Here is a 20563-nt window from a genome sequence, read left to right on the forward strand (position 1 = left end):
TTCCCCCACCAACCACCGACCACTCTCTCGCAACCCGACGCTCTTCCGATCTCGCGCCGTCGCTACGCGACGGAAGCAGTGCCGAACTCCGTTCGGCACTCCGGGACTTCGTCCCGAGAATCCGGGCCACTCCGTGGCCCGGGAGGCCAACTCCGTTGACCTCAGGCTCGGATCGCTCCGCGATCCGGCCTGACGGAACACGCTCCGCGCGTTCCTAGGGCTGGCTGGAGGGGACGGGAGGTGGCGGTGCCTCGGGTGACGGGGACTCAGAGGGCCTGATGTCGACCTGTCGTTGGGATGGAGTGCGGATAGGACATGCCAGGAAACGCTCACTACAAGGGTCCCAGGATAGCAGGAACGAACAGACCAGAACACTCCCAACAAGCAGCGTGCGTCATCCTGCCAGACCCGCTAACTTATGGATAGACAAGCAACCTCCACCACAGGGCCCGGAGACCGGAACGGGGACACAACGCGCGGCCCGGAAAACCGTTCACGAAGAGGATAGAAAGCCAATCATCCGGCCCTCTGGTTTCCGGCATAACCGGATTCTAGCTGACCCAATAAAACGTCAGACGCGAGCGAGGAAGGGAAATTGCATGCCGGGGAAAGAACTGTTTCCGCATCAGGTGGAGGCCGTCGATGCCGTCCTCCGCGCTCTGCAGACACCTGCTGGCGGACACATGCCGGCTGAGGGGCTACGGACCCAGGTCATCGCCGCGACCGGCTCGGGCAAGACGCTGATCGCCACTGAGGCCGCCCAAAAACTGGCTGCGCGGCGGGTGTTGGTCTTGGTGCCGACCCTGGATCTGCTGACACAGACCGCAGCCGCATGGCGGGAGGACGGCCGTACCGGGGCGATGATCGGGGTCTGCTCGCTACGGGCCGAGGACTCCGACAGCGTGCCCTGCACGACGGATCCGGCCGAACTCGTGGCATGGGTACGGGGACTGGAGCGGGTGACGGTCTTCGCCACCTACGCCGCCGTCGGCCTCGGCATCCTCCAACGCGCACACGACGAGGGGCTGGGCGTGTGGGACCTGATGGTCGTCGACGAGGCGCACCGCACCAGCGGAGACGCGGGCAAGCCGTGGGCGGCCGTGCATGACCAGGCCAAAATCCCGGCGGCCCGCCGGCTCTACATGACCGCCACAGCGCGCGTCTGGGAGGCAGCCGGAAGCGGTCGTGACGAGGTGCCGCGGCTGATCGCGAGCATGGACCCCGGCTCCGCCGTCTTCGGGCCCGTGGCGTTCAAGCTGACCCTGTCCGATGCCATCAGCCGCGGACTGGTCGCCCCCTACCAGGTGCTGTGCGTCGACATCAGCGACCCCGAGCTCCACGACGCGCACCAGGTCGCCGGCCCCGGCTCGGACGCTGTGCGTGGGGCGCGGCTGGCGGCGCTGCAGACCGGGGTGTTGACGGCGGCGGCGCAGGAGGGGCTGCGGAAGGTGCTGACGTTCCACAGCAAGGTCAGCGAGGCCGAGGCCATGGCCACTGGAGTCGTCGACGTCGCCGAGCGGCTGTGGCAGGACGATCCACGACGATTCCCCGTGCCGGGTCGGGTGTGGGCCGACTGGCTGTGCGGCGAGCACGCCCCCGGCCACCGACGGGCCGTGCTCGCCGAGTTCGCCTCCGACGTCATCGAGCGCCCGGGGCGCAGCGGCGGGGAGCAGGAGCTGCTGCCTGCGGCACTGCGCGTGCTCAGCTCTGTGAAGGTGCTGGGTGAAGGGGTCGATACAGCGAATTGTGATTCCGTCGCCTTTTGCGATGCGCGGGGCTCGATGGTCGATATCGTGCAAATGGTCGGCCGCGCTCTGCGCATCAAGCCCAGTGAAGGAAAAATCGCGTCACTTATCGTTCCCGTATTCCTCGCGCCAGGCGAAACTCCGGACGAAATGCTGACCTCTCCGGCCTACAACACCCTCGCCAAGGTCCTCGAAGCACTCCGCGCCCACGACACCGACACCATCGAAGCTCTCACCGACCCCCGGCGGCGCAGCGGCAGTTACATGCCGGAGGAGGAAACCGGTGAGGGCGACCAGGAGTGGCCGGAGGGTGAGCCGGGTCCGAGTGCGCCCGCGCGGGAGTTGTTGAAGTTCAGCACGCCGCGGGATCCGGCGCAGTTGGCCCGGTTCGTGAAGCTGCGGGTGATCGAGCCGGAGAACAGCTTCTGGAGGCGTGGGATCGAGGCCGTCGTGCGGTACGTGGAGGAGACTGGCGCTCAGCAGCTGAAGGTGCCGTACGACTTCGTCACGCCGGACGACTGGTCGCCGGCCGGGTTTCCGCTGGGCGCGTGGCTGGCCGATCAGCGGCGCTTTCACAAGGCCGGACGTCTGGCCCCGGCCCGCGCCGCCGAGCTCGACGGGCTCGGGATGGTGTGGTCGCACCAGGACGTCGCGTTCGAGGAAGGACTCACCGCCGCCCGCAACTGGGCTTCGGTCCACGGCCATTTCCTGCCGCCGGCCACCGCCGTCTGGGACGGTTACCCTGTCGGGACCTGGGCGAAAAATCAACGCACCGCCGCCCGGCTCGCGGATGCCATCGCGGAGCGCCGCGAGGCCGGCCTCCCCGTCAGGTCCAGTGCCAAAGCCCTCACCGAGGCACGGCGTGAGGCGCTGGAGGAGATCGACCCGGGCTGGTGCCCGGCGTGGAACACCGGATGGCAGCGATGCTTCCGCCTCACCCAAACCCATCTCGAGGGCGGCGGAGCGGTGCCGACCGTTGCGGGTGAGGTGATCGTGCAGGGCGAAGACCTCGGCCGCTGGGTGACCTCCTGCCGCCTCAGCTGGGACATGCTCCGGCCCGTCCAGCAATGGCTCCTCGCCAACGTCCTCGGCCTTGCTCCGGCCGAGGAGGACGAGCGGCCCGTGAAACGCACACAGGAAGACAAGTGGGCACTCAACCTACGTGCCGCACGGCAGTTCCACGCCCGTGAAGGACACCTCAACGTCCCCAGGAAGCACATCGAGCACTTGGAGCCGGAAGGCGGGCTGGCAGGCCGTCAGGGCGGTGCCGAGGAGCTTGTGGCGGTGAAGCTCGGCATGGTCCTCGACAACATCCGCAAACGCGCCCACAAACTCACCGCACAACGCCGCACCGACCTCGACACATTGGGCATGCGCTGGACCACCACCGCAACCAGCAAGGGATCGCGGTAGAAGCGACCAGAATGCTGGAGGGCCGGGTCCATCTGGATCTGCTGGCCTCCCCTGACAAAACAGGTTCCATCGCTGGCGAGCGTGGCGTGCCCGGCGGCCGCACTTGCGCGGAGCAGCGCTAGACGGCGACGAAGCGGCGGTTGCCGTCGGCGGCGAGGATGCGGCCGAAGCGCATGCCGGGGAAGTGCGCGGCGACCAGCAGGTCCTCGGTGCCGGCGGCCTCGTCGGCGATGCGGTTGCGCACCGCGGACGCGGCTGCTGGGTCGACGTCCCAGATCACCTGCCAGTCGCGCTCGCCGAACTGGACCACCGAGTGGACGACGTCGCCCAGCAGCAGCGCACGGCGTCCGCCGGAGGAGAGCACGTACACGGTGGTGCCGGGGGTGTGGCCGGGCAGGTGGAGGGCGTCGATGCCGGGGGCGAGGGTGAAGTCGGTGTCGAACAGCTCCAGTCGGCCTTCGAGCGGGGTGAGCTTGGCGACGGCTTCGGGAGTCGCGGCCTGCCCGGTGACGAAGTGCTGCCAGTCGGCGCGGTGGGCGCGGTAGGTGGCGCGCGGGAAGACCGGCCGGCCCTCGACCGCGGCCCAGCCGACGTGGTCGAAGTGAAGATGTGTGAAGACCACATCGGTCACGTCCTCGGGCGCGACACCCTGGGCGGCGAGCGAGTCCAGCAGCGCGCCCCCGCGGTAGCGGCCGTCGTCGAACGGGCCGACCCCGGCGTCCACCAGGACGGTCCTGTGCCCGCTGCGCACCAGGAAGCCGCCGAGTGGCAGGTTCAGGGTGCCGTCCGGCTCCCGGTGATGGTCGTGGCAGGTCCACGGGTCGTCCGTGCCGGGGCGGGTGAGGATCTCGGCGGCGGTCTCGGTGCCCACCCCGTCCATGACCGCCAGGACCTCGATGTCGCCGATCTTCACGTACAACCCCTCCCGCAACCGTCCGTCATGGGCCCGCGCCGGAACCGGCGTCCGCTCGCGGGTCGTCGGCTGCAACCGCCCCCGGTAGCCGGGCATTCCCACGGGGGACCGCCACGAGCACCGCCGGGCAGGCCGGCCCAGGCATTGCTGAAGTTCTCCGCCCCGCGCGACCCGGCGGCTCTGGCACAGTTCATCCGGCTACGAGTGATCAACCTCAGGACATCCAGCCGGTGACTCAGCACCAGCTGGCACAGGCGCTGCGCTGGTCATCGCGGTGCGGTCCTGCACTGCGCCAAGGGGCCGAGCAGCCGGTTCAGGACGGCGTGATCGTGACCGCCGCCCAGCCGTACCGCACCGGCGAGGTGGAGGAAGTTCCGTACCCGGGTGGCGGATCTCGCGGTAGTCCGCCCGGCGACGGTCGCCGCCTGAGAGCATCGCCTCCCATGGGCAAGTGCTCCCGGCCCGGGCCGCCGAACCAGCCGCCCCGTGCCCCCAGCGGCGCACGTTCAGCGTCTGGTATTCCTCCATCCGCGGCACCTGGGACTGATCGAGAGGATGGAGCTCCACCCGGGTCCCGCGACCCTCGCGGTACAGACGCCCCGCCCGCCTCAGCTACCACCTCACCGCATGAAGGTGAAGCTGCTCCCCGGCCTGCCCAGACTGAAGCCGAAGGTGCCCACATCCATTAATGGATGCTCTTATCTTTCGCTAAGAACGTCCCCCTAGCGTCTCGTTCATGATGACGCAACGTGGTGCAGTCGGATCTGTTGTCCTCACGGCCGTCGCCCTGACGGCCGGCGCCGGGGTCGCCGTCGCGGCTCCCGCCCCCGCCCCTGCCAAGGCCGCCGCCGTGTCCCACGGCAAGGTGACGGACAATCTGTACATGTCGCTCGGCGACTTCGAGGATGCCACGTCCGGCGAGAACCCGAAGATCAAGGCCATGATTGACCGTCCGGACATCGGCGGCGTGCAGGTAGTGGCGCCCTGGAAGGCCCTCGAGGGGAAGAAGGGGGAGTACAAGTGGTCGCGGCTGGACGATGCCCTGAAGTATCTCCAGGAACGTCACAAGAAGTTGTTCGTCCAGGTCCAGGACCGGTTCTTCGACGTCGCCATGAAGGACGCCAACATCCCCCAGTATGTGAAGGACGAGGGCGGGGTCGCGCCGACGATCGATGAGAACCCTGACAACCCCACCACCCACGGGGCCATGGCCGCCCAGTGGAACAAGAATGTGCGGGCGGACTTCCAGGCCATGCTGAAGGCGATGGCGCGGAAGTTCGACGGAAAGCTCGCCGGGGTGAACCTCCCGGAGACCGCGGTCGAGGTGGACACCAAGACGGACCAGACCAAGTACACCTCGAAGTCCTACATCGATGCCGAGATCGACAACATGCGCTACGGCAAGAAGGTCTTCACCAAGACGCAGTTCATCCAGTACATCAACTTCCTGCCGGATGACGACGACCACAAGCGCATGAAGGAGATGTTCGACCTCGCCAGGGACAAGAAGATCGGCATCGGGGGACCGGACACCCTGCCGGACCGCAAGTACCAGATGGAGAACTCCTACAAGTTCCTCCACGCATACAAGGATGCCCTTCCCCTCATCGCGATGGCCGTCCAGGAACCCGACATCAACGCCAAGGACCCCAAGACAGGCAAGCCGTACACCCGCGAACGGTTCACCGACTTCGCCCACGACTACCTCGGTGCGCGCCACATGTTCTGGACCACCGAAGCAGACTGGCTGCAGAAACCCGCTACATGACACATACACGAGTGCGGCTCCTCAAACCCGCGTGAGCGACCGACCGCTCCCGGGGCGACACAGCCACACGACGTGATCACCACATGGCCAACGGGAACTGCACAGCAGGCTCGCTCCCGGACTCACAGCAGGCCCCGGCCGCTCTCCTTCGTGGAGGGCGGCCAGGGCCTGCTGCGGAACGGGACGGAACCGGAGGGCGAGCGGGAACTCCCCACCGGGCCAGCCACCGCCCGCCGACATGCCGCCTGTCGGCGCCGGTCGCGGACCCTACCGCGGAGGCACCAGCCATCTGCGCCAGCCCGCCCGGCCAGGAGGCCGCCTCCGCCTCCTGTGTCTGTGCAGAAGGCCACCTATTCCCCCTCCAGACGGTCCCCGGATACCTTCTGTCCGGGGACGCTCAGGCCGGAGAGGGTGCTGCCGGCCCCGTTGCGTGTGCCGCGGTTCGTCGGTCGTCGACGAGTGCGTGCCAGTGATGCTGGTCGGCATACTCCCGGTCCAGGTATGCCTGCAGTTCTTCCACGACGACCGGCCAGCCCCACGGGCCCCGGCGCGCGTGCTCGGCTGCCGGCACGCGAACCCACCAGGCGTAGCAGGGATCGTTGTCGCTTCCGAAGGTTCCGTCGTCCTTGCAGCCCTCGTAGACGCACCCCAGCCGGGCGGCAAGCTCGGTCATCGGCGCGCGGGTCTCCTCAGCGAGCATGAACCCGATTCCTGCAGTCTCGTACGGCGCGCTGATCCGGTTCTCGGGATCGTCCACGACGATCTGCCAGACGACCCACTCGAGACCAGACCAGCGGTCCGTACCGAAAGTGTTCCGCACCATAAACGGGGACCCTCCTCGCAGTACGGCGCGCCACCGGATACGGGCGCGCCGTTGGACGAGGCCATGACGATACTCCGGCCGTGCTGCGGTGCAGGATCTCGTGCCCTGCGTCATGTGCCATCGCTCTGAACAGCGGGTTCGTCGGCTGTCTCAGGAACTGTCCGGCGCTTTTGTCTCACGAGCTGTGTCACTTCCTCTGCAGAGACCGCGCAAATCGCCGTGACGAGCTGCTCTCCATCGGGAGTCAGCCGTTGCGGGGTTTTGGACGTCGCCCGGACGAGGAGCTTGCGGCCAAGTTCTCGTTCAAGGCGTAGGGCGTGTTCCGAGAGTTGTCGGGCAGGGGCTCCGATCTCGGCTGCGGCTTGCATCATCGAGGGATAGGCGGTGGCGGCAGCAAATCGTTCAAGACGCAGCCATGCATAGCGGCTGGTCATGGCCGGTGCGAGAACCTCGGTCGGAGACAGACCGATCGAGCCGGTGGGTTCAGGCGTGAAGTCGGCCCCATACTGCTGGCTGTCGGAGCAGAGCCCGTAGGTGTCGAGCGCGTGCGGCAGAGGGATAGCCCTGCTCGCGGTGTCCGTGCCGGAGATCTGAAGGCCGTCAAGGAGGTGGAGCGGAGGCACCCATGCGACGGGCTCGCCCTTGATCCCTTGTCCGGTCAGGAACTCCTGCGCTTCCCGCTCCAGAGCGGCAAGCGTTTCCGGCGGAGCAAGTCTTCTGAACTGCGCTTGCTGCGATCGGAGTTGAGCTGCAGAGGCTGATGCCTTGCGTATCACCAGTTCCTGTTGTGTCCCGCTGATCCTGCGGATCAAGCCGTTGCGGGCGGCTCCGATCAGCCGCGTGAGATCCGCTGGGGCCGCGGTCCGGGTGAGGATCTCTTGCCACCGGTGGTCCGGAAGCAACTGCTCGTAGTCGAGAGTCCGGCGTCGCTCATAGTCGATGACCGCGGGGCGGTCATCGAGATGGTCGGCGAGGTGGGTGAGCGCGAGCGATAGCTCGTTCCATGACTGCTGGCGGACAAGGCGCCGTGTCACCCGGGAAACGGTGAGAGGGTCGATCGGCGAGCTGAGCCTGTCGATGGCGTTCTTGAACGTCATGTCCTGCCCCGTCGTCAGGAGCAGGACGGACAAGGCGGAGGCCAGTGTCCGGGGCGGATATCCGTCGAGTGTGCCCAGTCGTGCTGTCCATGGCGGCCAGCAGATCGTCGGGACTTTCCTCGCCCGTTCCCTTGCGGGGGAAGGACCTGCCTCCGGTCGCCGGGGAAAGCCGGTCGCCGTGCGGTAGCGCAGTTGCAGGCTGGGGCGAAGTGTGGGAGCGATCGAGGCGAGGTGGATGGCCTCGAGGACCGGGCTCAGCTCGCGGCCCCAGTCTTCGATGCTGCTGGCGATGACTGGTTGGGTCAGGTGTGGGCGACGGGCCTGGTGGATGGTTCGGATCAGTGCCCCTCCGGTCCGGACGTCGGGGTCGTTGAGGATGTGCAAGGCGATAGTGACCGCGACTGCGGTGCTGGTCGCACGCGTGGGGGCCATGAATCCGGGGCGGCGGGCAGGTTCTCCCGGTGACAGGAACCCTGGCCGGGGATGGTGCGGGACTGAAGAGGCGGACGACTTGGACCTGAGGTAGGCAGTGATCAGGTCGTCCGGCAACAGCTCGGGCAGGTACTCGTCCGGCAGGTTGGTCAGGACGCGTTGGGCGACGGCCCGGATGTCCAGGAGGACCTGACGGGTGGTCTGTGGGCGGTGAGTGTAGGCGCCTGAGGTGATCACCGTCGGGTTCTCGATGATCTCCTTGAGTTGCTTCTGCGCCTGCAGTGCCGGGTGCTTTTCGGTGAGTTGAAGTGACGAGGTGTTCGCGAGCCTATGTCCGCATCCTCGGGTGTATGGGGCGCCCGGCTGGCGGGGGGCATGGCCGCAGAATCCGGGACGCGGAACGGACTGTCCGGAGTGGGGGCGGTGGCGGGGGAAGCGGCCGCAGTCCGGGCAGTCGTCGGCGAGGAGCCGCCGGTGTCGCGTGCAGGCGAATGCCCAGCCCAGGCGCCAGAACAACTGCCATCGCCCCTGGTGTTCGCGCAGACAGTCAGGGCAGTAGCGCGATCCGCTGCCCCTCCCCCAGAGGAGTTTGCGGTCGACGTGACGGCGCTCGAGGTCGAGGTGAATGGCGTGCGGGAAGTAGCGGACGAGTGTCATCGCAGTGATGGTCTCGGGGGTCAATCCGCTTGCGCGGGCCAGGCGGTGAGCTTCCTCATCCCGCAGCAGGATCGTCCAGTCGGGCGGTCTGAGATCGCCGGCGCCGCGGGACTGCTGGGTCCTGGACGGGAACCCGAGATGGTGAAGGGTCTGCCCGAAAGGGGTGTCCGTTCTCGCGGACACCGCCTCCAGCCAGGAGTCCAGCGCCTCCCCGGGCAGCGGGTCAACGCGCAGCGGGAGGGTACGCGTGAGTACGGGCCTCAGGCTGCCTTTCGCCGGGTGCGGCGCGGGCGGGACGTCAGCTTGCCCCGATCGAGGGCGGCCGCGAGTTCCCGGCGGGCTTGTTCGGCGGCCTCGTCGTTTTTGACCTCATCCAGCAGGCCGGTCTCCAGCCGTTCGACGCCGCAGCGCATGGCGCGCTGGCAGCCACGGTTGACCAGGGTCATCAGCGAGCCGATGTGGCCGGTTGAGCGGGCGAAGAGGTAGTCGGACAGATCGTCGGCGAGCATGCCGGGATAGGCGTCGGTGAGCACGATGCGCTGTTCGAGGGTGAGCAGCAGTCGGCGCCATTCGCGGCGCCCGACGTCGGTGTCGATGGTGAAGGGGCGCATGCCCAGGCGGGTGGTGCGGCGGCCGGTCTGTGCCAGCACGGTCTCCTTGGCGGTGCCGCCCTCGGTGAACAGGCCTTTGTCGGCGAGGTTCACGCCGACCATCAGCAGCGTGACCGGGAACTCGTTCGCGATCCACTTCAGATGGTTGCTGACCTCGATGCCGCTGCTGTGGTGCCATCGGAGGAAGTGCAGGTCGTCCAGGATCAGCAGGCGAGTCTCACAGGACAGTACGCAGTCCAGGGCGCGTTTGCCGAGCTGGGCGGTGGTGCCCCGCTCGCGTCCGGGGTGGCCGAAGAACTCCAGCACGGCCCGGTTGAGGTCCTTCATCCCGGTGTTGCCGCTCAGCCCGACCCGGCACACCGGCCACCGCTCATGCCCCTGCCCGGTCAGCTCTCCCTGCTCGGCGATCTCCCGGCGGTGAAAGGCCCGCGCGAACGCCAGCACCGCTGTGGTCTTGCCCAGACCGGGGAACGCATCGACGGCCACAGCTCCCTTGGCCTTGTCGCCGTCTTGCAGATTGCTGTCGATGATGTCCCACAAGTCCTCGTGCAGTGATGTCAGTTGCGCGGTGCGCACCGGGCCGAGGTTGGCGTGCCACACCCGCCGCCGCCGGTTGTAGGCGGCCCGCGCACCGGAGCTCAGAGCGGTCAGTTCCGTCCTGGTCAGCGGCTGTGGCCGCTCACGCCGCGGGGCAGTGACGAACGCGTGGAAGTCTTCCTTGCGTGACAGCGCCAGATTGCCCAAGTCCAGCGGGTCCGCCGTAGTGTTCACACGTCCTCCAGGGCGTCGGCATAGAAGTCGTCCCCGTCAGAGCCGAGGTCGTCGTCGAAGTCGGCGGCGTCGTCGTCACCTGTCTGTGCCAGAGCATCGGCTGCAGGCTGGTGCGCGCAGGGGCCCGGTCCGGGGATTGCGGGTGGCGGAGCGGCCTCGGTGGGGATGATTTCGGGGAGCGCGATCGCGGCCTCGCGGGCCAGCCTCAGCGCCATGCGCCGCTCGGTGCGCGTGTTGCCCAGCCCCAGCCGCCAGCGCTGAAGCAGGTCGGCCACGGCCACCCGGTCGTCCGGAAAGCGGTAGGCCGAGGCGGCCAGCTTCCGGGCGAATGTCAGGGCGTCCTCGCTCAGCGGCATCCCGTCCGGCGGCGCGTGCTCCCACAGCAGGGCGCGCCATTGGCGGTCGTCGGGGCGGCGGAAGTAGATCCGGGTGATGTCGTCGGGGTCCACCTGGAACGGCCAGGTGTTCGTGCCCGGGCCGTCGTAGGGGCTGCGTGTGCCGGGGGCGGGCAGGCCCGTTCCGCGGTAGCGGCGGCCGCCGATCTCCACCCCGTAGTGCTGGATCGTGCGCCACTCGGTGCGCAGGAACTCAAAGGCCAGATCCCGGTCTCTGGGCGCTTCGATGTAGCCGGCCCGGGCCATGCCGTGCTCGAACATGACCGCCGGAGACAGCTGAAGCCCGGGCAGGCCCGGCTCGACCAGGCCCGTGTGCGGGCGGTGGTGGTAGACCACCGCCACCCACTGGCGGATGATCGCCTCCAGCTCGTCCAGGAAGAAAAACGCCTCATCCTCCGGGCTGCTGCCGCGGGAAGCGAGGTCGGGACCCTTGTAGCCGGGCAGCGCCTGCAGCAGGTCCTCGCGCAGCGTGCGGAAGAACCGCTCCAGCGGTCCCTTGTCCCGGCCGGTGCGCAGCCGGGCGGGCTGGAGGGAGATGCCCATCCGGCGGCAGACGGAGGTCAGGTGCTCCGAGACGTAGACCTTGCCGTGGTCGACCACCAGGGTCTCGGGCACCAGCGGCGGCGTGGCCAGCCCCGGGCCCTGGACGGCACCGGCATCAAGGAGCACGGTGCGGGAGATGCCGTGTTCGGGCCACACCGCATGCCACGGCCAGTCGGGAGGAGCGGGGCGGGGACGGAAGCACTGGTAGAGGACCGCGCTGACGTCCACCGCCTTCGTCGAGACGGGAGTGAGGCGGATCCCGGTGATGCAGCGGGTGTACCAGTCCATGCCGATGGTCAGCTCCGCCTGTACCCAGCGCAGGGTGAGCGGATCACACGCGAAGACATCCAGCCGGGTGGAGTCCATCAGCAGGTACTCCCCCGGTCTGGCCGGGCGCAGCTTCCCGTACGGGCCCGGCGGGCGGGCGGCGATGTCCCGGTTGCGTTTCGTACTCAGCCTGAACAGCGGGTGCTCCCGCTCGAGTTGGGCCAGCACCCGGTAGGCGGTGGCCTGGCTGGGCTCCGGCACCGTGCCGGCCCCGAACCGGGCGGTCGTCCTGGCCCGGGTGCGGGTGATGACCATCTTGCGGGACGGTTTCGATGCACTGGTGTGCTCGGCCATCACCTCCCGCGCCGTTGCCACCCAGCGGTCGTCCACACGGGCCTGGGCCCTGCCTGTTCCCCGTCCCTGGCTGGCGAGCCCGGCCTCGCCGTGCTGGCGGTAGGCGGCGGCCCAGCGCCGGATCGTGCGGTCGGTGACACCGAGCTCGTGGGCTTTGGCACGGTAGCGGGCCTCCAGCGGCACCGCGGCGGCGTACTCGGGCCGGGGCTCACCGGGCCGGGCCAGCTCAGCACTGCCCGAGCGGTATCCCGTGAGCACCTCACGGACGTGCCCGGCACGCTCCATGACCTGCTCGCGCTGTGCGTCGTCCAACTGGGACAGCACCACGGAAGCGATCTCTTGCGCGTCGTGCGAGGACGGTCCCGCCTCCTCGGGAACGATCTCGGCGCGGCCGGAGAACAGCAGCTCCCTCACCGACAGGCGCACCAGACGTCCCCGCCCGTCCTTCAGGACAGCTTCGTTGCCGGCCGCGGTCGCGGTCATCTCGACGATCTCGGCCATCTCGCCGTCGTAGCGGAAACGTGTCCCGACACCCACCCGCACCGCGGCCCCGCTCACGACGCCCTCCGCAGTACCCGCGACGAACTCAGCAGCCGGCCGAGGTCCACGGTGAAGTGGCCGTTCCACAGCAGGTGGTAGACCGCCGCCCGCACCAGGGGGCCGGGCCGGCCGGGCAGGCATGCCGCAGCGTAGCCCAGATCCCTGCCGTCGAGTTTGATACGGCGCAGTTCCTCCACGAGTTCGGGGCTGAACAGCCAGGGCCTGCGGTAGCCGGCCAGGAACCAGATGTTCGCCAGCACCACCGGCGGCGGCTCGTGAAAGACCTCATACCGCCAGCCACGTGCTTCAACGGCCTGCCGGGTCCAGCCCAGTGTCCGCTCGACCTCCGGCCGCAGCAGCCGGGAGGCGGGCTTGACGTCCACCACCACCGGCCCGTCATCACCGGTCAGGAGATAGTCCGGGATGTGCGTGCACGGCCGGCCGTGCACCACGGCCGTCAGCAGGAACGGCTGGGCCACAATGCCGCGTACCGACGGGTCGAAATCCGCGAACAGCAGCCTCGCCAGCTCCAGGCGCGACTCGTAGATGACGTGACCGCCCGTCGTCGCGGACCAGTACGTTCCCGAGTAGTGCCGCTGCCCCTCGTACCAGCGGAACGTCCGCCACGGCGCCGCCGGCTGCAGGAACGCGGCAGGCGCCGTGTCCCACGCCCGCTCCTCGACCGCCCCGTCGCGGTGACGCACACTCACCCTGACCGCCGTGACCTCCCGCTCCGGCCCAGGCATTCACGCCCCCACTTCCGCTCCAACCCGCGCCACGCTGGCATGAGTTGAAGCGGACAGAGGGCCCTTTTGCAGGCCCGTCACCCGATCGGGTGAGCCAGCTGACCAGCCATTCTCACTGTCGCGTCAGATCTGACAGCCCGCGTAAGAACGCCCCGCGGCCGGGAGCAGCAGCCCGGTAGGTTCTCATCCGCCATGTCATGTGCCGACGCCATGACCAGGGCAGTTGCAGAATTCTCAGACCATGTCACCCAGAGGAATTCTCATACTCCGTGTCAGATCCTCACCCCGGACGCCCAGCCCGAAGCCGTGACCAGCGCATTCTCAGAACATGGCATCCGCCTGACACCGGATCTGAGAAAATGACACGGAATCTGAGAACCTACAAGTCTTCTACGCGGCGAAGCCGATGCTGGTGACGTACTCGTACTGGCCCCACTGCGACCCCAGGTCGACGATCGTGTCATCCCAGGCCGCATCGAGGCCCTGGTCATCGCCCGCCGCCCAGGCACCGACGATACGGTCCCAGCGGCGCACGTTCATCGTCCGGTACTCCACCACCCGCTGGTGCGGCCGGGCCACCTGGGACTGGTCGAGGGGGTGGAGCTCCACCCGGGTCCCGCGACCCTCACGGTTCAGGCGCCTGAGGAGGTGACGGGCCACGTTCTGACGGCGCACCACCCGGTACGCGGCGTCGATGCGTTCCAAGTTCGCCTTCGACGGCGCCCGCTTGCCCTCCAGCCACGCCTTGAGCGTCCGGTCCGTGACCGTCAGCCCCGCGTCCTGCGCGGCCTGGCGGCTCTTGCCCGTCTTCGTCAGGTAGTGCAGGCGCGCTATCCAGCCGCGCTTGGCCGTCACCGGGGTGGCGATGCCGCCCGCGAGCTCGTCGAGCTTGCGGGCCACGGCGTCACTGCCCTTGATACCCCGGGCACCGAACTTCCCGAAGTCGAGGTTCTTCTCCGGCACTACTCCCCACCCTCCCCTTCCGTCTCCGTGTGCCCGGCGGTGTCCGTTCCGGCGGCGTAGATGTTCTTGACCTTGACTTCGGTAACGCCCCGGCCTTCAGGGAAGACACTGCGCCAGTCACCGATGACGTGGAGTTCGTCGGTGCCCATCGCCCGCACGACCGTCAGGCCCTCGTCATGGGCCTTGAGCGCTTTGAGCCACAGGTTGGAGAACGCCTGCGAGCGGATGATGTGCATCCAGTCCGGCCGGTACAGCTCACGGTTGTAGTTCGACTCCCCCATCGTCGAGACGAACTTCGAGTACATCGCCTTCACATACTCCAAAGTGACCTCGTCGCCCTCGGCGATAGCGGTGTCGCGCGCGTCCTTCAGGGCGATGCGGAACTTCTCCAGCAGGTTCTCCGTAGCACCGGAGGTGTAGGACTCGTGGATCTCAGGGGGCGCGCACAGAGCGTACTTCGGCCCGGACAGGCGCAGCAGGAGACGCAGGGTCGGCTCGGTCACCCACAAAGGTCCCGGCTCGTCCCGGTTCCCGATCGGGTTGGGCAGCACTGCCTCGTGCTCCCAGGCGGGCGGGGTGATCAGGTAGACACCGGCGCGACGACGGTCATGGGCGAGGCCGCCGTCCTGATCGAGCGCCACCAGGCCGGCGCCCTCATCCGCCTGGGCCGCACCCACCACGGATGGCGACAGACCGACCTGGGCCGCAGGATCGGCTGCTCCGCCTCCACGATCTCCCGCCTGGAACGCCACGACACTCCCGACCTGGCCCTGCTGCGGCGTGCCGCACGCGAAGTCGGGCTCCCCGCACATGTTCTGGCCGTTGCTGTCGGCCTCGGTGTGACCGCAGCCACTACAGTGGCGCCATCCGGTCCGCGTCACGCCCAGGAGGACCCGTTGCGCCGCCGCACACTGCTCGCCGCCGCCGGAGTGGCGGGCCCCCTCCAGCTCCTCGCCGGCATCGACGACGCGCTCGCCGCCATCCCCGCCCCGCGCACAACCGCCGCCCTGCCCGTCGCTGGCAGACTGGCCCGCGCCGAGGCCCTGTTCGACAGCGGCCGCCACGCCCAGCTCCTCGAAGCCCTCCCCAACCTGCTCGCCGACGCACATGCCGCAACCCGCACCCGGACGGACACCACCTACGCGACGCTGTCCGCCTGCTACACCCTGGCCTCCCGCGTCCTGACCAAGGTGGGGCACTACGAGCGGTCACGCCTGACCGCGGACCGGGCCATCACCTACGCCGACCTCTCCAGCAGCCCCGTCGCCACCGCGGCGGCCTCCCGGGAGCTGAGCATCGTCCTGCGCCACCAGGGCCAGCCCCAGGCAGCCCAGCGCCTGGTCGATAACGCCCTCGCCGCCGTCGAAGCCACCGGACTGGCCACGCAGGCGTACGCGATGGCGTACGCGCAGATGCTCTGCACCACCGCCTACACCGCTGCCCGAGCCGGCCACCGCGACCAGGCCCTCACCTACATCCGCGAAGCCGCACGCGCAGCCACACGCCTGCCCGAACAGCCTCCCACCGGCGCCACCTTCGCCATCAGCCCCGCCGCCGTCACCCTCTACGAAGTCGGCGTCCACTGGGCCCTCGGAGACGCCGGAGCAGCCCTCCACGCCGGCCGCACACTCCACCCCCGCCAATTCCCCACCGCCGAACGCCGCGCCCGCATGCACACCGACCTCGCCCGCTCCTGGTGGCAATGGAACAAACCCCAGCAAACCGCGGACGCTCTCCTGGAAGCCCTCCGCGCCTCACCCGCCGAAGTCCGGGACCGGCCCGCCATCCGCCAGGTCGCCACCGACCTCATCCAGCGCCACCCCCGCACACACGGCGTACGGGAGCTCTCCGCCGCCATCGGGCACCGATAGCGGCGGCGGGCCCTTGGTCTGGGCTGTATGGGGGCAGGGCTCACACCCTTGCTGTCGCGGTGGTCGTTGATCGGCTAGGAACTGATCTGCCAGGAGGAACCATCTACGGGACCTGAAGCGTGCGTCGATGTAAGGAGTGCGCCGATGTCCGATCGGCTTTACACGTTGACCGTGCAGTTCGAGGAACCCTGTGAGTACGAGGCTGCGGCCGCCTACGCGGGGGCGCACCTGCCCGCATGGCCCGGAGCGGAGTGTGCATACGTGGCCAACGAGATGACCATCATCGCAACTGGTAACCGCGGCGCGATGATCGAACCCATGAAGGCGCTCGCCCAGCACATCGCAGAGGAAGCCTGGGAAGGCTCTCTTGCTCTGACGCAGAAGCTGCTCACCCCAGCAGAGGAAGCCGCCCGCGAGGGCAGAGTCACTGCTGCGGCGTACGTCTCATCAGTGAACTCTCGCCACCGGACGTTATGTCTCGGTCTGGCAGGCTGTGATGTGCGACGAGCTGGTGAATCTCGCCGCGGAATGAGGGGGCTAATGGAAGCGTTCGGGCGTGAGCCAGCGGAAGTGCGGATACCGCGCGCAGCCCTGGATGCCATGGCCGCGGCGCTGAGCGTGCGCACGGTCGCGATGCGCACCTGGCCCGACGGCATCGGATGGATGTACCCGCTGGGGACGTGGGACGAGCCGCACGTGGAGGTGGCACTCATGCCCGGCGGCGAGGAGGTGTGGCTGCGGATGTCCACCGACCGCTCCAGCGTTGTGGTGTGGACCATCGAGCAGTGGTGGGACTTCGCCGGAGAGCTGCCCGGGGCGACGCCGCCCGCCTGATGATCATCCCTCCAGGATCAGCCCCTCCGGTGCATCAGCCGTACGCAGGAGAATGCGGCAGCCGGCGATCCCGGCGAGCCAGCCGTCCGCGCTCGGCGCGGGCACGCAGCCCACCGTCGTCGCACCCGACCGCGCTACACCCTCCACGTGCTTCTGCCAGACCTGCACGCACTCCACCGCCACCTCGAAGTCCGTCACCTGCCCCGGCGGGCGCACCCAGAGACGGGCGTAGAACATGCCGGTGTCCGCAGCGGCCTCCGCCAGACCTTGCCGCTCCCCCAGCACCCGCGTGGCCGCCACGATCTCCGGCGGGACGTCGACCGGCGCGAGCATCGCGGCCGCCGGGTACGGCAGATGCACCACGGCATCGGCAAGCTGCTGGCCCAGGACCTGGAGATCGGTACCCGGCATCACGGCGACCGGCACCAGCAGCAACGCCTCACCCGTGGCCGTCACCGCCCGGCCTCCTCGTCCTCACCAGTGGTGGAGCGGGGCGGGTCGTCACGCAGTTCGATGTCGTCCATGGGCACCGGCCCTACGAGCCATCAGGCCGGAGAGAACTCGTTGCGGGCGGTTGGGCCGGCCGTGCGATGAACGCTCGCTGCCGTCGCTTCTCTGCAGACGATCCCTCGTCTGTCACGCCACGTGACGATCAGTCGAAGATGCGCGACGGCTTCTCAACTTGACTCTGTCGGTGATCTTGTAGTTTCCCGGTGCGCCAGCATGATCAGGGTGCATGCTCAGGGCTCTTCGAAGCCCGATGCAGTTGCCGAGGTGTCTGTTGTCGCTCCGTCCCCGTTCCGGTGAGCTGGTTCCCGCTCTGACTGCGCAGATCGCGCGGGCGAGCAACCCGAAGGGGACGACGGAGATGTGGGTGCGGGACCGGTTGGACGGGCTGTGGCACGACGAGGACTTCGTCGACTGGTACCCGCGCGACGGACGCCCCGGCCTGTCACCTGCGCAGTTGGCGACGGTGAGCGTGCTGCAGTTTCTGCTCGGCCTGTCGGACCGCCAAGCGGCGGAGGCGGTCCGCTGCCGCATCGATTTCAAGTACTGCCTGGCCCTGGACCTGGATGATCCCGGCTTCCACCACAGCGTGTTGGCCGACTTCCGTGAGCGGCTGCTGCATGACGGACGCGCGGACCGTCTCCTGGATCTGGCTCTGGCCCAGCTGAAGGACGCCGGGCTCGTGCGTGAGCGCACCACTCAGCGTACTGACTCGACCCACATGCTGGCCGCGGTCCGCGACCTGACCCGGCTGGAACTGGTCACCGAGGCGGTTCGTGCCGCGCTGGAAGAGGCGGCCCGCACGGTGGAGCATCTGCTGACCGGCCTGGTCGACGAGGACTGGGGCCGCCGCTACGGCCGTCCGGTGCGTCTGGGCAAGAACCCCAGCCGTCCCAAGACGAGGATCCTGTCCGCCGGCGAGGACGCCTGCCGCCTGCTGGAACGCCTGCACCGGCCCGGCCCGCAGGCCCAGGCCCTGCGCCAGATCGTCGTGCAGAACTACTACCGCGACCCAGCAGGCCGCCTGCGCTGGCGCACCGATGAGGACGGCGGACTGCCACCCTCGTCAGCGGCGATCGTCTCCCCATATGACACCACCGCGCGCTACGTCCGCCACGGGCACATCATCCGCTGGAAGGGGTTCGCCGCCCACCTCACCAAGACGTGCGGTCCCGACAGCGTCAATGTGATCACGGACGTGGCCACCAGTTCGCCCACGGACATGGCATGCGCTGCTGCCGCTACCGAGGACAGTCGAAAGCCCACCTGCAACACATCCTCACGGCCATCGCCGTGAACATCGAACGACTCAGCGGTCAGTCAGCGACCGAGGAACCCTCGGCACCGAGACCATCGACCGCCTTCCAGGCCTTCCTGGACCAGAACGAGATCCCCCGGTCAAAGTCCTGGCGAACCCTCGGCAGCTGAGCCCGACCGCCCAAGATCCCCGACAGAGTCAAGCTGAGTCTCGGTCGCAGCGCGTCGGAGGCGGTCGGCGACATGTGTTGACCCTTTGTTGAACGTGAGGCAGCAGTGTCCATGCCAGCAGCCGGCGCGCAGCGCTCCGGCTCCTCGGAAACCGTCCTCACCCATGGAGCAAACATGAGATCCACACGCACCGCACTCGCTCTGACGCTGGGCACCCTGGCCACTGTGGCGGCCGCCACCCCGGCCCTGGCGCAGCAGGGCACCGCCCCCAAGGCCGCCGAGGCCAGGCACTGCGTGGTCAACGTCGACAGTGGTGCCCGGTCCTGCTTCAGCACCTACCGGGAAGCCGTTGCATTCGGCACGCACGGCCGAGTGACCGACGCCCCGAACGACGCCAAGGCCGCGACGCTGGACAAGACGCTCCAGACGCGGATCAACAGCTCGGCGGGCGCCCGGAAGGCGCTGGCCGCGGCGCAGTCGGACCAGGTCCTCGCCACGATCTACGCGGACAAGGACTTCGGCGGCGATTCCCTCATGCTCATGGGCAGCAGCTGCGGCACCCGCTACTTCAACCGCTTCGGGGCCGACTGGAACGACCGCGTCAGCTCCGTCAACACCGGCGCCTGCAGGACCATCACCCTCTACCAGAACGCCGACTTCCTCGGCTTCAGCCAGTCCTACAGCGGTGCCGTCCCCTACGTGGGCGACGCGATGAACGACCAGGCCAGCTCGGCCACCTTCTCCTACTGAGCGGCCGGACGCACTCATGCGGGGCGATGCGGGGGGCACGGTCCCGTACGCCCCGCATCGACCGGTACTCACCCCTCTGCCATTCCGGATGACCGCTCTCCGGGCGGCCGTCATCTCGAGACCTGCGCGTTCACCCACCACGCCGGGGTGACATCGCGGTCTCCGCCGCGGGATTGTGGTGTCGTGGATCCGATGGGCCGCCGTGACGGCCCGGCCCAGCTCGGGTCCGGCCCGTGACCGGAAGAGCACGAACGGCCTGAAGGTTCTTGCGCATCATCACGGTTCACCGGTGCGGCTATCCCCCTGCTCATTTGGCAGCACGCTGGGTCACGGGCAGGCGCTGTTGCCGGAGGAGGACGTGTCGTGAGCCACTACTACGCCCGCAAGAAGGACGCCCGACGGCGCCAAGACGCCACCGGCCAGCAGTATCACCAGGCTCTGGCCGACGTGCGTGAGGACCGGTACACCCACCTCGACCGTGTCGAACGGGGGGACTACCCTGCCGCCGCCGTCCGAGACGACGACCCCGTTCCGCTGGAGCTGCGCAACCTCGTGCGCCACCACGCCAACTGCATCGCCCGGTACCTCCACCAAGCGCTGAGCCTGGGCCGCTACTACAGCGACGACTTCGGCGAATGGCAGCGCAACGGACTCCGCCGGCTCACCGACGCCCAAGACCACCTCTTCCTGCTGATCGGCACCATCACCGCGTACCTCCAGGAACAGCACGTCTCCCCGGACCGGCTGCGCATGTACCTGGACGTACGGGACCACCAGGCCGTCCAGAAATACTTCACACCCCAGGTCCGGCAGCACCTCGACGGGCTCACCGGCAAGCCCGTCGACGGATCCGAGAGCTTCATTCACCACGTCGGACAAGGCCTCGCCGACGGCAGCTGGTCGGAACCCGCCTTCGAGGACACCCTCTCGAGGCGTTCCTCGCCGCCTTGCACGCCAACCACCCGGACGACCAGCAGGCATTCGACTATCTGCCGGCAGCGCTGGAATCCTGCGCCCGGACGGCTGCCGGCGCGACGCTCGTAGCCCCGGACGAGGAACCCGCCCGGACCTGATCACCGGTGTGCTGGCGTCCGCCCGGTGCCGGACGGACGCCAGCACGCCCCGGGCACGATGC

The 20563-nt window shown here is 68.6% G+C and carries 16 protein-coding genes and 2 pseudogenes; 8 read left to right on the top strand and 10 right to left on the bottom strand.

Annotated elements, in window-relative coordinates; all coding sequences use genetic code 11:
• The first annotated feature begins 599 nt into the window (after positions 1-599).
• A complete protein-coding gene (locus tag ACWD4B_RS11895) occupies positions 600-3158 on the top strand; it encodes a Helicase associated domain protein (protein ID WP_451420622.1) in 2559 nt (852 codons plus the stop codon).
• 118 nt (positions 3159-3276) lie between these two features.
• On the opposite strand, the gene ACWD4B_RS11900 is transcribed toward ACWD4B_RS11895, so the two are convergent.
• Together ACWD4B_RS11900 and ACWD4B_RS11905 are read right to left on the bottom strand one after the other, a co-directional pair.
• Positions 3277-4071 carry an MBL fold metallo-hydrolase gene (locus tag ACWD4B_RS11900; protein ID WP_451420623.1) on the bottom strand — a complete coding sequence of 265 codons (795 nt, stop codon included), beginning with the start codon at positions 4069-4071 and terminating at the stop codon, positions 3277-3279.
• 474 nt (positions 4072-4545) lie between these two features.
• Positions 4546-4668 (bottom strand): annotated as a pseudogene (locus ACWD4B_RS11905) (transcriptional regulator); the annotation flags it as partial.
• A 139-nt stretch (positions 4669-4807) separates the two neighbouring features.
• Between ACWD4B_RS11905 and ACWD4B_RS11910 the strand changes: the two are divergent.
• Complete coding sequence (locus tag ACWD4B_RS11910) at positions 4808-5839, top strand: hypothetical protein (RefSeq protein WP_451420624.1); 1032 nt, start codon at positions 4808-4810, stop codon at positions 5837-5839.
• 397 nt (positions 5840-6236) lie between these two features.
• Here the strand turns inward: ACWD4B_RS11910 and ACWD4B_RS11915 are convergent, their stop codons facing one another.
• From ACWD4B_RS11915 to ACWD4B_RS11945, 7 genes and pseudogenes are all read right to left on the bottom strand, one after another.
• The gene (locus ACWD4B_RS11915) at positions 6237-6662 is read right to left on the bottom strand and encodes a hypothetical protein (protein WP_451420625.1); all 426 of its coding nucleotides are present in this window, start codon (positions 6660-6662) and stop codon (positions 6237-6239) included.
• Positions 6663-6772: 110 nt separating this feature from the next.
• Complete coding sequence (locus ACWD4B_RS11920) at positions 6773-9112, bottom strand: TniQ family protein (protein WP_451420685.1); 2340 nt, start codon at positions 9110-9112, stop codon at positions 6773-6775.
• Positions 9109-10230 carry an AAA family ATPase gene (locus ACWD4B_RS11925; protein ID WP_451420626.1) on the bottom strand — a complete coding sequence of 374 codons (1122 nt, stop codon included), beginning with the start codon at positions 10228-10230 and terminating at the stop codon, positions 9109-9111. Before ACWD4B_RS11925 ends, ACWD4B_RS11920 begins: the two co-directional genes overlap by 4 nt.
• Positions 10227-12347 carry a transposase gene (locus ACWD4B_RS11930; RefSeq protein WP_451420627.1) on the bottom strand — a complete coding sequence of 707 codons (2121 nt, stop codon included), beginning with the start codon at positions 12345-12347 and terminating at the stop codon, positions 10227-10229. Before ACWD4B_RS11930 ends, ACWD4B_RS11925 begins: the two co-directional genes overlap by 4 nt.
• The gene (locus ACWD4B_RS11935) at positions 12344-13039 is read right to left on the bottom strand and encodes a TnsA-like heteromeric transposase endonuclease subunit (protein WP_451420628.1); all 696 of its coding nucleotides are present in this window, start codon (positions 13037-13039) and stop codon (positions 12344-12346) included. The genes ACWD4B_RS11930 and ACWD4B_RS11935 overlap by 4 nt, the downstream gene beginning before the upstream one ends.
• Before the next feature lie 426 nt (positions 13040-13465).
• Positions 13466-14038, bottom strand: a complete 573-nt coding sequence (locus ACWD4B_RS11940; RefSeq protein ID WP_451420629.1) for a transcriptional regulator — start codon at positions 14036-14038, stop codon at positions 13466-13468.
• A pseudogene (locus tag ACWD4B_RS11945) lies at positions 14038-14658 on the bottom strand (hypothetical protein); the annotation flags it as partial. The pseudogene ACWD4B_RS11945 and the gene ACWD4B_RS11940, both read right to left, overlap by 1 nt.
• Between ACWD4B_RS11945 and ACWD4B_RS11950 the strand changes: the two are divergent.
• Positions 14647-15909, top strand: coding sequence for a helix-turn-helix domain-containing protein (locus tag ACWD4B_RS11950; protein ID WP_451420630.1), 1263 nt, complete (start codon positions 14647-14649; stop codon positions 15907-15909). The pseudogene ACWD4B_RS11945 and the gene ACWD4B_RS11950 overlap by 12 nt on opposite strands.
• A gap of 144 nt (positions 15910-16053) precedes the next feature.
• Entirely contained in the window at positions 16054-16743 is a 690-nt protein-coding gene (locus ACWD4B_RS11955; RefSeq protein ID WP_451420631.1) for a hypothetical protein, read from the top strand.
• Positions 16744-16746: 3 nt separating this feature from the next.
• Here ACWD4B_RS11955 and ACWD4B_RS11960 read toward each other — a convergent pair whose 3' ends face one another.
• Positions 16747-17199, bottom strand: a complete 453-nt coding sequence (locus tag ACWD4B_RS11960; RefSeq protein ID WP_451420632.1) for a hypothetical protein — start codon at positions 17197-17199, stop codon at positions 16747-16749.
• 325 nt (positions 17200-17524) lie between these two features.
• Here ACWD4B_RS11960 and ACWD4B_RS11965 point away from each other — a divergent pair, with 325 nt between their 5' ends.
• The 4 genes from ACWD4B_RS11965 to ACWD4B_RS11980 all read left to right on the top strand — a co-directional run bounded on the left by ACWD4B_RS11965 (position 17525) and on the right by ACWD4B_RS11980 (position 20472).
• Positions 17525-18547, top strand: a complete 1023-nt coding sequence (locus tag ACWD4B_RS11965; protein ID WP_451420633.1) for a transposase — start codon at positions 17525-17527, stop codon at positions 18545-18547.
• Complete coding sequence (locus tag ACWD4B_RS11970; RefSeq protein WP_451420634.1) at positions 18478-18678, top strand: hypothetical protein; 201 nt, start codon at positions 18478-18480, stop codon at positions 18676-18678. The genes ACWD4B_RS11965 and ACWD4B_RS11970 overlap by 70 nt, the downstream gene beginning before the upstream one ends.
• 174 nt (positions 18679-18852) lie before the next feature.
• The gene (locus ACWD4B_RS11975; protein ID WP_451420635.1) at positions 18853-19428 is read left to right on the top strand and encodes a hypothetical protein; all 576 of its coding nucleotides are present in this window, start codon (positions 18853-18855) and stop codon (positions 19426-19428) included.
• A gap of 363 nt (positions 19429-19791) precedes the next feature.
• Positions 19792-20472 (top strand): hypothetical protein, encoded by a 681-nt coding sequence (locus tag ACWD4B_RS11980; RefSeq protein WP_451420636.1) that lies wholly within the window; start codon positions 19792-19794, stop codon positions 20470-20472.
• Positions 20473-20563: the final 91 nt, after the last annotated feature.

The organism is Streptomyces sp. NPDC002536 (assembly GCF_053594995.1).

Excerpts from the sequence above, each read along its gene's own strand:
- ACWD4B_RS11950 (WP_451420630.1), top strand. The coding sequence starts at position 14,647 with ATGGGCGAGGCCGCCGTCCTGATCGAGCGCCACCAGGCCGGCGCCCTC.
- ACWD4B_RS11970 (WP_451420634.1), top strand. The coding sequence starts at position 18,478 with ATGCGCTGCTGCCGCTACCGAGGACAGTCGAAAGCCCACCTGCAACAC.
- ACWD4B_RS11895 (WP_451420622.1), top strand. The coding sequence starts at position 600 with ATGCCGGGGAAAGAACTGTTTCCGCATCAGGTGGAGGCCGTCGATGCC.
- ACWD4B_RS11955 (WP_451420631.1), top strand. The coding sequence starts at position 16,054 with ATGTCCGATCGGCTTTACACGTTGACCGTGCAGTTCGAGGAACCCTGT.
- ACWD4B_RS11910 (WP_451420624.1), top strand. The coding sequence starts at position 4,808 with ATGATGACGCAACGTGGTGCAGTCGGATCTGTTGTCCTCACGGCCGTC.
- ACWD4B_RS11975 (WP_451420635.1), top strand. The coding sequence starts at position 18,853 with ATGAGATCCACACGCACCGCACTCGCTCTGACGCTGGGCACCCTGGCC.
- ACWD4B_RS11915 (WP_451420625.1), bottom strand. The coding sequence starts at position 6,662 with ATGGTGCGGAACACTTTCGGTACGGACCGCTGGTCTGGTCTCGAGTGG.